The organism is Streptomyces sp. G5(2025) (assembly GCF_049542075.1).
GTDB lineage: Bacteria > Actinomycetota > Actinomycetes > Streptomycetales > Streptomycetaceae > Streptomyces.
This window is the reverse complement of record NZ_JBMUZT010000006.1, coordinates 95220-107638: the sequence shown is the minus strand read 5'-3', so window position 1 is coordinate 107638 and position 12419 is coordinate 95220. Positions and strand designations below refer to the sequence as shown.

At 70.3% G+C, this 12419-nt stretch carries 9 protein-coding genes; 6 read left to right on the top strand and 3 right to left on the bottom strand.

The window, feature by feature from the left end:
* Window positions 1-89: 89 nt before the first annotated feature.
* Window positions 90-1187 carry a hypothetical protein gene (locus tag ACOBQB_RS11130; RefSeq protein ID WP_423591032.1) on the top strand — a complete coding sequence of 366 codons (1098 nt, stop codon included), beginning with the start codon at window positions 90-92 and terminating at the stop codon, window positions 1185-1187.
* A gap of 334 nt (window positions 1188-1521) precedes the next feature.
* A complete protein-coding gene (locus tag ACOBQB_RS11125) occupies window positions 1522-3006 on the top strand; it encodes a DUF4157 domain-containing protein (protein ID WP_423591030.1) in 1485 nt (494 codons plus the stop codon).
* A gap of 203 nt (window positions 3007-3209) precedes the next feature.
* Here ACOBQB_RS11125 and ACOBQB_RS11120 read toward each other — a convergent pair whose 3' ends face one another.
* The 3 genes from ACOBQB_RS11120 to ACOBQB_RS11110 form a co-directional block, all read right to left on the bottom strand.
* Complete coding sequence (locus ACOBQB_RS11120; protein WP_423591028.1) at window positions 3210-5291, bottom strand: ABC transporter ATP-binding protein; 2082 nt, start codon at window positions 5289-5291, stop codon at window positions 3210-3212.
* Between the two features lie 499 nt (window positions 5292-5790).
* Window positions 5791-6042, bottom strand: a complete 252-nt coding sequence (locus tag ACOBQB_RS11115) for a hypothetical protein (RefSeq protein WP_423591027.1) — start codon at window positions 6040-6042, stop codon at window positions 5791-5793.
* A gap of 69 nt (window positions 6043-6111) precedes the next feature.
* Window positions 6112-6900 carry a DeoR/GlpR family DNA-binding transcription regulator gene (locus ACOBQB_RS11110; RefSeq protein WP_423591026.1) on the bottom strand — a complete coding sequence of 263 codons (789 nt, stop codon included), beginning with the start codon at window positions 6898-6900 and terminating at the stop codon, window positions 6112-6114.
* 345 nt (window positions 6901-7245) lie between these two features.
* Here ACOBQB_RS11110 and ACOBQB_RS11105 point away from each other — a divergent pair, with 345 nt between their 5' ends.
* From ACOBQB_RS11105 to ACOBQB_RS11090, 4 genes are read left to right on the top strand one after another with little or no spacing between them, the layout of a single operon-like run.
* Window positions 7246-8598, top strand: a complete 1353-nt coding sequence (locus ACOBQB_RS11105; RefSeq protein ID WP_423591024.1) for an MFS transporter — start codon at window positions 7246-7248, stop codon at window positions 8596-8598.
* A gap of 4 nt (window positions 8599-8602) precedes the next feature.
* On the top strand, window positions 8603-10189 hold the full coding sequence (locus ACOBQB_RS11100; protein ID WP_423591022.1) for an FGGY family carbohydrate kinase: 1587 nt from the start codon (window positions 8603-8605) through the stop codon (window positions 10187-10189).
* Complete coding sequence (locus tag ACOBQB_RS11095) at window positions 10182-11714, top strand: FGGY-family carbohydrate kinase (RefSeq protein ID WP_423591020.1); 1533 nt, start codon at window positions 10182-10184, stop codon at window positions 11712-11714. Before ACOBQB_RS11100 ends, ACOBQB_RS11095 begins: the two co-directional genes overlap by 8 nt.
* Complete coding sequence (locus ACOBQB_RS11090; RefSeq protein WP_423591018.1) at window positions 11714-12343, top strand: histidine phosphatase family protein; 630 nt, start codon at window positions 11714-11716, stop codon at window positions 12341-12343. Before ACOBQB_RS11095 ends, ACOBQB_RS11090 begins: the two co-directional genes overlap by 1 nt.
* Window positions 12344-12419: the final 76 nt, after the last annotated feature.

Here is a 12419-nt window from a genome sequence, read left to right as displayed (position 1 = left end):
GGCCGCGCTGTGTGATGATGCACCGATGACGGACCGGGCCCGTGGAGGGACCGGGTGAGCGGGTGCATGAGAAGGGGCGGGGACGCGGCGTGGGCAAGGGTGGGTCCATATCGGATGAGGAGTGGGCGCGCTTTCTTGAGGAGGCCGAGGCCGGAACTGAGGGCGCACCCAAGGAACCCTCTGCGCGAGCCCGGTCGGTGGCGCGGCGGCTGAGGGACACACCCGGTCGGCCGGAGGGGTGGCGGACGTACCGACCGGCCCAGCGGCGACGGGGCAAGGGCTGGTACGCGGCCGGTCTGCTGGTCGCGGTCGGACTCCTGGTGGTGGCGTTGGACCCGGGGATGGTGACGGGGTGGTTCGGTGGGGGCGGTGGTGGCGGGGGCGCACCGCTCGCCGCGGAGTCGGAGCGTCCGAAGCAGGCGCCGGCGACACCGGCGGCCCAACGGCCCACGGTGGAGGAGCCGTTCAGAGGATCACCTGCCGCGCGGTGGGGTGACGGGGCGGCCGGGATCCACCTGCCTGCCGCGCGAGCGACCGGCTGGATGAGCCGGACGCGGGTCGAGCACGCCCTTGACCGGTCCCGGGACTTTCTGGCCGCGTCCAGTCTGGATCCGGGGGTGTTGCGCGGGGAGCGGCCCGGCAAGGCGATCGCGTCGCTCAATCCGCACCAGGAGGATGTCCAGGGCTACGTGGCTTCCGCGTTCCGCGAACCCGGCCGGAAGAACGATCCTCTGCTGCTGTTCAGCCGTTTCCAGAAGTCGAAGGTGCGGCTGGCGGGAGATGTGGTCAAGACGCGCGGCCGGGTCACATTTCGGGAAGGCAAGCGCGGGGCGGTCGAGGTGACCGCCGACGTCACCTTCGTCTACCCCGTCGTACGCGCTGAAGCGGACAGCACGGAAGTCGCGCGTACCATCGTGCGCCGCGAGATAGTGATGAGCTGGGACGACCCGGCGAAGGTGACCATCGAGCCGGGGACGTTCTCCCTCGCCTCTTACAGAGTCGACTACACCAACGGCGGCTGCGGCACCGTCACCGGATACTTCGCCCCCGAGTTCGGCCCCGAGCGCGCTGCCCCCGGCCCGGGCAAGGGCCCTGAGGTCGATCCGTACGACCGGAGCACGCCGATGGACGCGCGCATGCGGGAGGCGGCCGCCGAAGCGGGGTGCGCAACCGCCACACGTTCGTAAGCGGCGCGCGGTTCGAATCCAAAGGCCGAGACGACGGCGTACCGGCGCGGCTGAAGTCCTGGCAGATCTTCCGCAGGGTGCCCGTGCCGGCAGGCTGTACTGCCGGACAGTGGTGCATGCCCGCATTGCTGCGCATCCGGCCCTTCCCTGGCGCCTTCGGGAGCGGTGTCGTGGGTGTCTCCTGGCACCTGTCGAGTGGAAGGCCGTACGCGCAATGCCCCATGAGCAAGGTCGAGCGCCCGAGAACGACAAGGCCCGTTGGCAGGCCGCTCGCCAAGCACCACGGTCCGCGACGGAGCCACCGCACCTCCAGCGCACCGCGGGGAACATGGCCATGGTGCAGATGCTCCGCCATGCGGGCCACCGATGGGCGCAGCCGGCCCCGCACCAGCACGGTCCGTCCTGCGGTCACCAGGCCGCCGCGGTGTCACCCGCGCCGGGCACACCGGCGGTGCAGCGGTCGGCTGTTCACGATGTGCTGCACGCGCCGGGCCGCCCCTTGGACGAGAACACCCGTACCGATATGGAGGAGCGGCTGGGGGCGGACTTCTCCGATGTCCGCATTCACGACGACACGTCGGCGAAGGCGTCGGCGGCCAGGCTCGGAGCCCGCGCCTACACCTCGGGCAGCCACGTCGTCATCGGCGAGGGCGGCGGAGACAGGCATACGCTCGCCCACGAACTCACCCACGTCATCCAGCAGCGCCAGGGCCCCGTCTCGGGCACCGACCATGGGGACGGGCTCAAGGTGTCCAACCCCTCCGATCGCTACGAACGCGAGGCCGAGGCCAACGCGACCCGGGTCTTGAGCGGTCCGCCGCGCCGGGCCGAAGCGGGCCCCGAGGAGACACCCGCACGTACCACTGGCGGAACTGAAATCCAGCGGCAGATTGTCCATCAGACTGAGTCGAATCCCCAAGACCCTGACTCAGCACATTTCTGGATCTTTGCCAAAGCTGTGGATGACGCAGTCCTGGAGGCGTACAACTATGTACTCGGAGCTCCTATGCTCGGAAACTACGCCACTAGCCCTAACGGTCATATCCAGAATTGGCTGAAGGTTTGGCCCCAGTTCCTGGCCGGGGGAATCCCGGGAGGGATCAGCAAGGAATTCGGTTACGTTGTCGAGACTCTGGCGGATCATTTTCTCAAGCAGAAGAGCAACAGTGGCGCCCCCGCCGGGTATTCGCCGCAAACCCAGGTGCCGGTCGGAGGCACCCGCCCTGACTACCTCCTGATACGAGCAAGCGACATGGGCTACGCCGGGGCTGTCGACATCACAGCGAGCAGCAGCGCCGGGCACATCCTCGCCAAGGATGGATGGGGTAACAAATTCGCCAGATTCTGTGAGTCTGTCTACCCCTCGCTGGATGCCCAGGCGGTGCAAACGATGAGGGTCAATAACGGCAACATCGGTGCGATAAGTCAGCAGCAGATGATTGCCGCGCAGGCGCAGGCAGCCGCGAATCAACAGCTGGCGAACCACATCCTCGCCAACATGAAGAATCACTTCGAGAGGTCGATGGACCAGGTGAACGTCATGACCGGCGGGAAGCTCACCCGCGGTAAAGATCCGCTTCTTGTGGGGCCGTACCGCCAAGAGGCAGTGATGCTGTGGATGCGGGATCAGTTCTCGGTGGCAGACCCCCGCATCGCCGCATCGCTGGTCCAGAAACTCGGGTACAGCCCCGCAACGTTCGGTCTTGAGGCCTACTCGGCGAGCGATTCCGTCGCCGATGCCTTCCTGAACCTCAAGGGTGTGCCATGGCAGGCCTCGCAGGATGCGGCCATGGCACAAGCAGCCACCGGAGGCGGATGAGCGGTTTTGGCGTTGCCTCCCCGGGGTGAGGACGGCTCGGACTCGGTCCGGCTCTCGCATGGTGAGAGCCGGAGCCAGCCCCATCGGGCATGCGGCGCCATCCGCCGAATAGGGTCGAAGAGGTCCATGTCCAGGTCCAGATCCATGACCGGGGGCGCGGTCATCCCGGCTGTACGAACGTTCCGAAGCAGCAGCAGGGACGGTCACGGTCGTGTTCCGTGCTGTTCGTCGTCCAGGTCGGAAGTGACCTGATAGGACAGCAACTCGCGGAACAGGCCCGGCTGTTCGGCCAGTTCCTCATACGTGCCCTCCTGGACGACCCTGCCGTCGTCGAGGACCACGATCCGGTCGGCCACACGCACATTGGTGATGCGGTGGGTCACCAGCAGCACCACGCGATCGCGTGCCAGGTCCCGCAGCCGTTGGAAGATCCGGAACTCGGCGCGGGGATCGAGGTTCGCGGTCGGCTCGTCGAGGACCAGGAGCCCGGCTTCGCGGAAGAACGCTCTCGCGAGGGCGATACGCTGCCATTGGCCTCCGCTCAGCTCCTCCCCGTTGAGCCACTCGCGGGCGAGGAGGGTGTCCAGGCCGGCGCGGAGCTTGTCGACGACCTCATCGGCGTCGGCGGCCTCACACGCCTCTCGCACCGCCGCGTCGCCGCGGGCCGTCGGCTGTCCCTGGGTCACGTTCTCGCGCACGCTCAGCGGCCAGTGCGCGTAATCCTGAGGCACCAGAGCCACTTGTTGCCACAGCCCCTGCGGGTCGGCCTCGCTGGTGGGAACGCGGTCCCACAGCACCTGCCCGCTCGTGGGCAGGTAGAGGCCGCTGACCAGCTTCGACAGTGTCGACTTTCCCGAGCCGTTGAAGCCGACGAGGGCCGTGACCTCCCCGCGGCGCAGGGTGAGGGAGACGTGGGACAGCGCGTCCTGGCCCTTCCCGGCATAGCGGTGGGTGACCGACCTGATCTCGATCTGATTCGGTGGCTTCGGCCGGTGCGTGCCCCGGCGCATGCGGAAACCGCCGGCCTTGTCCAAGAAGCCGCTCCAGTCGTCCATGTACAGGCCCGTACGCACAGCGCGGGCGCCGACGGCGACCAGCCCGCGCACCGCCTGGCCCACCGTCTGCAAAGCGAAGACAGCCGTCCCTGCGTGCCCCACGCTGATGCGACCGCCTGCCAGCAGCCACACCACCGCCGCCCACACGACGGCCGACCCCAGCCCGCCGCACAACGCGCCGACCAAGGACATGCGGGCGCCCTTGTCAGCGGCGGCCCGGTCCTCGTGGTTGATCCGTGCGACCGTTTGCCGGTACCGGCCGGACAGGAAACCCGCCATGGTTCCGGCTCGGATCTGGTCGGCGGCGTCCTTGGTGTAGATGTGCCAACGCAACACCGACAGCATCCGGTTGTCGCCGTTGCTGCGCAGGTTCGCCAGGTACCGCACCCGGGCGGCGCTGACCTGGGCAAGGGCCTGCGGCAGGCTGGCTGCCACCAGGAGGGGGAGGAGTACCCAACTCACTCCGGCGAGCACGACGGCTCCAGCGAGGAAGGACGCCGCCGAGGCGATCAGGTCCTGACCCTCGTCGATCAGATCCCCGGTGACTTGAGCGCCGCGGTCGGCGGCCTCACGGTCACGGTTGAAGTCAGGCTCGTCGTAGGCGGACAGCTCCACCTCCGCGCAGGCGGTGAGCAGCATCTGCTCGGCTTCACGGGACATGAGGGGCCCCAGCCGGGAGGAGAGCCAGCTGACGGTGATGCCCAAGAGTGCCCGCGCTCCGGCCGCGGTGGCCAGCAGGGCCACGGACGGCCATGCCTGTAGGAGCCGGTGGTAGACGTCACCGCTGGTCAACAGCGCGGTCAGGGTACCGGCGATGGCGACCAGGCCCAAGGCCTGCATCACGCCGGCTGCCGCCTGGCACAGCAGGAGGCCGACGGTCGCACGTCGGTCGACCCGCCAGGCGAGAGCCAGAGACCGGCGCACCAACTGCGGCAGGCGCCGGGCCATGTCACGCATCCTGATCGAACGGCCGGCCGCTTCGCGGCTCCCGGTCAGGTCGACGTACCGCAGCTGCGACTCAGGAGCGGCCGACTCCGAGAGCGAGTCCTTCTCCGATACGGAGTCCTTTTCCGATACGGAGTCCTTTTCCGATACGGCGCCCGACCCGGCTTCGTGGAGGCCGTCAGGTCCCTCTTGCAATACGACGGTCTTGGCCGAAGGCGGGGCAGGAGGAGGGGTGGTGCGCGGCCCCGGAACGCTGGCGGCTGACGCATCGGTGGGCTCGCTCATGCTGCCCACCTCGTATCCGGTCGTGCTGAGCGGCGGGCGCCGACGGCGTCAATCTGTCGCTCGCCGAGGGGGAGGGGGCCCGAGGTAGGCCGCCGCTGTTCGAATCCTGGAGGTTGCCGCACGGGGGTGAGTACGGAAATCATGTCGTCCTCCATCTGGGCGCATGAGGGGTACTGGTGCTCCAAGAACGCCCCCGTTCGGGGCTCCGTAACGGTCTTCTCGGGGGCAGATCGTGGACAGATGTTCTATTGGCGGACGAGGCCGCTCCGGCTACGCCCTGAAGGGAAAGAGGTGCACTCGAACGTTGCACATCACCCGTTCGTGGTCTTGCTCTCTACTCCAGGAGGCACGGCTGAGTCGGCAGCGGCGTCCGACGTCGGCTCGTCGGCCGTCTTGCTCCGCCCCCACTGCCGCTCCCGTTCAAGGCCGGATGGGGGCCGATGTCAGGCCCGCGCGCCGCGCCCAGGCGTGGGGGAACTCCGCGCCGCCGTTGCTGTGTTCACCCATGAGCCGGGCCGGGCCGGTCCATGGGTCGCCGTACACCGTCGGCCACAGCTCGCCATCGCCGGTGAGGTAGGTAGCCGGCTTCGGCGGCGATGGCCTCGTCGACCGGGTTCCCACAGCTGCCGTAGCCGTAGGACGCCAGAAACGACGCCAGCTCGACGTGGGCCGACGGCTCCCGTACGGAACAACCGCCACCGGCGGGCGCGCCGATCGCGTCGGTGGCGTCATCGGTAGGGACCGCACGCACGTGCCGCACATCGACGTCCTGCCGAACGCCTCCCCCTCAGGCGACGACGGTCGCACCGCCGACGCAGACTCAGGCGCGCGGCACCACCCGTACGTCCGTCCCTCCCCGGCGGATCGCCCCCACCTCCTCGGCCGCGAGTCCGTCGTCCACCACCAGCAGGTCGAAGTCCGACAGTGGAGCCAGCGCGTACAGGCCGTCCCGGGCGAACTTGGTGTGGTCGGCGAGCAGCACCCGGCGAGTGGCCGCGGCCATCATGGCGCGCTTGACCTGCACCGTCTCGGGAGACGTGTGGTAGCAACGGCCACGCGTCACGGCCGTCGTGGACATGAACAGCACGTCCGCGCGGAACGCCTCGACGCTGTCGGCGGTGTGCAGGCCCATGAAGGCGTCGTAGGCGGGGAAGTAGCTGCCGCCGAGGGCGATCAGAGAGATGCCGGGCTCCTTCGCGAGTGCTGTGATCGCGGGCAGCGAGTTGGTGATCACCGTCAGGGGGGTGCGCTCGGTGAGCAGCCGCGTCAGATGCAGGCAGGTCGTGCTGTCGTCGAGCAGCACCGTCTGCCCCGGCACCAGTTCGCGCGCGGCGGCGCGCGCGAGGTGTTGTTTCGTCTGCGCCATCGTCGCCATGCGTTCGGCGACGCTGCCGTGGAACTGGGCGGACGGCAGACCCGTCGCCCCGCCCCGTACTTTGCGCAGCCAGCCCTGTGACTGGAGGAAGTCGAGGTCGCGGTGGATCGTCATCAGGCTGACCTTGAACTCTCCGGCGAGGTCCGCGGCGCGCACGAAGCCGTTCGCGACCACTGATTCGCGGATACGTGTGCGCCGCGCCTCGCGCACGTCAGCCCGGTCCGTCGTCGCCATGCTGTTTCCCCCGCCTTCCGGGAACGTCCCGCTTTCCGGGCTTTCCCCGTACTCCGAACTCTTCCCGGCCTTCTTCGCGGCCTGCCATGCCATGTGAAATCCCCGAGTGATGATCCCATGGATTTCACACCGCGGCTGTACGGCGGCCGGGGCGTCGCGCAGCTGAGGGGCGGGGCGCCCCCGTCGTCCTCACACGGTGACAGGCCCTTCCCACGGGAGATGTCCGGACGCGATTGACGTCAGATTTCGGCCAACTGTTAGCTCGGACCTGCCCGCACTCACCACCGCCACCACCGCCATCACCGCCATCACCGCCATCGCCGCCGTCGCCGCAGGGGGAGCCTCATGACGAACACCCCGAGTTCCGTCTTCACACGACTGGGCATACCGCCCGCCCTCTCCTGGGGCTATCTGGGGCTCCTGATCTTCATGACCGGCGTCGGCGTCGAGGCCGGCTACCTCTCGCCCTACCTGGAGAGCCTCGGCGTCCCCGCCTCCGGCGTCGCGATGATCTTCACCGTGTACGGCATCACCGGCGCCGTCGCCGCCTGGTTCGCCGGAGCACTCTCCGACCTGTGGGGACCGCGCCGCGTCATGTGGCTCGGCCTGGCCGCCTTCGTCCTCACGCACGTCTTCTTCCTGACGGTGGCGATCCCCGGCAAGGCGTACCCGCTGCTGCTCCTGGGCTACGGACTGCGCGGCCTCGCCTTCCCGCTCTTCGCCTACGCCTTCCTGGTATGGATCGCGGCGGTCGCGCCCCCGCGGCAGATGGGCAGCGCCATGGGCTGGTTCTGGTCGGCCTTCTCGGCCGGACTGCCCACGCTGGGCTCGCTCACCGCCAGTGTGCTGCTCCCGCACATCGGTGAACTGGGCACCCTGTGGGCGGCGCTCGGCGTGGTCGTCGCGGGCGGGCTCGTGCCGCTGCTCCTGGTCCGCGAGCGCACCGGCTCCGCGCGTCTCGCACCGCCGGGGGAGAGCCCCCTGGCCGGGCTCGTCGGCAGCCTCACGATTCTCTGCCGTGAGCCGCGGGTGGGTGCGGGCGCGGCGGTGCGGATGCTCAACACCGCCTCGCAGTTCGGCTTCCTGGTGATGCTCCCGACCTGGTTCGTCAAGGAGGTCGGCCTGAGCGACGCGCAGTGGCTGCGGCTGCTCGCCCTCATGTTCGCCACCAACATCGTCACGAACCTTCTCTTCGGGATCGTCGGCGACAAGGCCGGCTGGCGCGCCACCGTCGCCTGGTTCGGCGGCGTCGGCTGCACCCTGTCCACCCTCGCCCTGTACTACGTTCCGTCCGCAGTCGGCGGGCAGTACGCCCTGTGTGTGCTGGTCGCCGTTCTGTACGGTGCGACCCTGTCCGGGTACGTGCCGCTCTCCGCACTGATGACCGCCATCGCCCCCACCCACAAGGGGCAGGCCATGGCCGCCCTGAACCTCGGCGCGGGGGCCTCCACCTTCGTGGGCCCGCTCGTCGTCAGCCTCTTCCTCGGGCCGCTCGGGGTCGGCGGCGTGGTGTGGATCTTCGCCGGGTTCCACGCGGTCAGCGCGCTGCTCACGCTCACCCTGCGAACCACCGCCCCGGACACGGCACCTACCCCTGGCGCAGACTCCGCGGTACCACACCCGCACTCGCACCCGCACCCAGAGCCACCCGCCGGCACCCGGAACCACATCGGCGCACCCGTCACGAAGGGACCGTGAATCCATGTCGGTACTCGCCATCGACGTCGGCACCACGATGATCAAGTCGGTCGTCTTCGACGACCAGGGCAACGAGCTGGCCGTCTCACGGCTGGCCACCGAGGTGCACCGCCGCCACCCCGGCTGGGCCGAGCAGGACATGGACACCGTGTGGAACACGGTCGTCTACACCGTTCGCAACGTCCTGTCCGACATCAGCGACCCCGTCTGGCTGGTGACGTTCACCGCGCAGGGCGACGGCGCCTGGCTCGTCGACGCTGCCGGGCGGCCCACCGGACCGGCGATCCTGTGGTCCGACGGGCGCGCGGGCGACATCCTCACCGGCTGGCAACGCGAGGGACTGCTCGAAGAGGCGTTCCGCCGCAACGGCTCCCTCACGTGCAGCGGCATGCCCAACGCCCTCTTCAGCTGGCTCGCCGCCCACGACCCCGGGCGCCTGGACCGCTCGGCGGCCTCGCTGACCGCCGCCGGCTGGCTGTTCCTGCGCCTGACCGGGGTGACCGCCACGGACGAGTCCGACGCGTCGGCGCCCTTCCTCGACCACGCCACCGGTGACTACGACCCCGAGATCGTCGCCCTGTTCGGCCTCACCCCCTACGCCCGCCTGCTGCCCAAGGTCCTCGGCGAGCGGGAGCGCATCCGTGAGATCACCTCTGAGGCGGCGGGCCAACTGGGCCTGCCCGTCGGGCTCCCCGTCGTCATGGCGCCGTACGACATCGCCTCCACCGCCCGCGGCGCCGGCGTCGTCAACCCGGGCCAGGCGTGCGGCATCCTCGGCACCACGCTCTGCACGGAGATCGTCCGCAAGGACATCGACACGAGCGGCGAGCCGTCCGGCATCAACATCGCCTACCGGGGCCGCGAACGCGTCCTGCGCGCCTTCCCCACCCTCAACGGAGCCGAGGTCCTCACCTGGGCCTCCGGCACTCTTGGTCTCCAAGGTCCGCCGGAGCTGGCCGAGTTGGCGTTCTCCGGTGAACCGGGGGCACGCGGCCTGATGTTCCTGCCGTATCTCTCCCCGGCGGGCGAGCGGGCCCCCTTCCTCGACCCGCACGCGCGCGGAGCCTTCTGGGGACTCGGCCTGGAGCACACCCGCGCCGACATCGCCCGCGCCGTCTTCGACGGCCTCTCGCTCGTCCTGCGCGACTCGCTCATCGCCTCGCGCACGACCGTCACGGAGCTGCGGCTGTGCGGTGGCGGCGCCAACAGCGCCGACTGGTGCGCGCTCATCGCCGATGCCACCGGCGTCCCGACGGCCCGCTCCCAGGACACCGAACTGGGCGCCAAGGGAGCCTTCCTCACCGGCCTCGTGCTCAGCGGCGCCGAATCCAGCATGCACAGCGCGGCGGCCAAGTACGTACGCATGCACAACAGTTGGCAACCGGACCCGGAGCGCTCCGCGCACTACGCACAGCTCTACGAATCGTTCCTCACATGGCGGACCCTCGCACGCGAGGCGGGCTGGCAGGCCGCCGCCCCTCCGTACGGCCCGCGTGCGGCACACCACCATCCCCGTGCGGCGCGCCAGGGCCCCCACGCAGCACAGCAAAGCCCCCGCACGGCACACCCCGAAGGAGCGCACCGTGCCTGATCACCTGCCCCCGGACGCCGTCTGGCTCGGCCTCGACCTCGGCACCCAGAGCGCCCGCTGCGTCGCCGTCGACTCCACCGGCGCGGTGCTCGCCGCAGCGTCCCGGCCGCTCACCGGCCGCCGCGAGGGCAGCCGCCACGAGCAGGACCCCGAGCAGTGGTGGAACGCGCTCGCCGACGCCTGCCGCGAGGCCCTGTCCGGCATCGACGCCGACCGGATCCGCGGGCTCGCGATCGACGGCACCTCCGGCACGATCCTCCTCGCCGACGCGTCGGGAGCGCCGCTCACCCCCGGCCTGATGTACGACGACGGACGCGCCGCCGAGCAGGCCGCGCGCGTCAACGAGGCGGGCGCGAACCTCTGGCGCACGCTCGGCTACCGCTCCATGCAGCCCTCCTGGGCCCTGCCCAAGCTGCTGTGGCTCCTGGACCACGAACCCGCAGCGGCCGGCCCGGGAGTCCGGCTGCTCCACCAGCCCGACCTGATCACCTGGCGGCTCGCCGGGCACCAGGTCCCGAGCGACACCAGCCACGCCCTCAAGACCGGCTATCACCTCACCGAGGAGTGCTGGCCGCAGCGAGAGCTCGCCGAACTCGCCATACCGTCAAGCCTGTTGCCGGACGTCGTACGCCCCGGAAGCGTGCTCGGCGCGGTCTGCGCGGCGGCCGCCGCCGCGACCGGCATCCCCGAGGGCACCGCCATCGTCGCGGGCATGACCGACGGCTGCGCGGCGCAGATCGGCGCGGGCGCCCTCACCCCGGGCGCCTGGAACTCCGTACTCGGCACCACCCTCGTCTTCAAGGGCATGAGCAGCCATCTCGTGCGCGACCCGGGCGGGGTCGTCTACTGCCACCGAGGCCCCGGCGACAGTTGGCTGCCGGGCGGCGCCTCCAGCAGCGGCGCGGGCGTCATCGCGCGCGAGTTCCCGGGCGCCGACCTCGACGAACTCACCGCCCAGGCAAGCGAGTCGACCTCGGACGCGGTGGCCTACCCGCTGGTGTCCACCGGTGGTGAACGCTTCCCCTTCCGCGCCCCGGACGCCCAGCCGTTCCTCCTCGGCGAGCCCGCCGACGAAGCCGAACGCTTCCACGCCCACCTCCTCGGCGTCGCCTGCCTGGAACGGCTCTGCTTCGACTACCTCGACCTGATCGGCGCCCCCGTCGACGGCCCGCTCACCTTCACCGGCGGCGGCGCCCGCAACCGCTACTGGAACAGGCTGCGCGCAGAAGTCCTCGGCCGCCCCGTCCACGTCCCCGAACAGGCCGAAGGCGCCCTCGGCATGGCGGTCCTCGCCGCCACATCCACCGGAATCGGCGTGCGGGACGCCGCGGCCGCCATGGTCCGCGTCGGCGAGGAGATCGTCCCCGACCCGGCGCGCACCGCCCGCTGGATGCCCGTCCACCTCGCCTTCGTCGACGCGCTCACCGAGCGGGGCTGGCTGGATGCAGCCGTCGCCGCGCACACCAGAAAGCGATCCCGCGCACACACGACCGGCACCCCCAGCCGCCGAGAAAGGGCAGATTAGTGACCGACTTCATCCTCGTACGCCACGGGGAAACCACCTGGCACGACGAGAACCGCTACGCCGGACGCACCGATGTGCCCCTCACCCCGCGCGGCGCCCAGCAGGCCGCCGCGCTCGGCGCGTGGGCCGCACGACAGCGCAGCCGGATCGACGCCGTGGCCAGCTCCCCGCTGAGCCGCGCCAGGCTCACCGCCGCGCCCGCCGCCGAGGCCCTCGGCCTGGTGCCGCGTATCGACGAACGGCTCCTGGAAGTCGACTTCGGACGCGGCGAAGGGCTGACGCGCGACGAGATGCGCGAGCGGTTCCCCGAGGAACTGGCCGCGTTCCTCCGCGACCCGGTCGCCCACCACCTGCCCGGCGGCGAGGACCCCCGCGCGGCCGTCGCGCGGGCCGGTGCGGCGCTCACCGACCTCGCCGAGGAGTTCCCCGACGGCCTCGTCCTGGTGGTCGCGCACTCCACCCTCGTACGCCTCCTGCTCTGCCACCAGTTGGGCATTCCGCTCGCCGACTACCGGCGCGTCTTCCCCGTGCTCCACAACGGCGCCCTGACGGAACTGCGGCTGCGCGACGGCCAGATGTCACTGCTGCGCCTCAACGCGCCGACGACCCACACCCACGTATCCGCATAAACCCGATCCACCGATCCACCGATCCACCGACCCACCGATCGACCAACCCGTCGGCTCACCGGCTCACCGACCGACC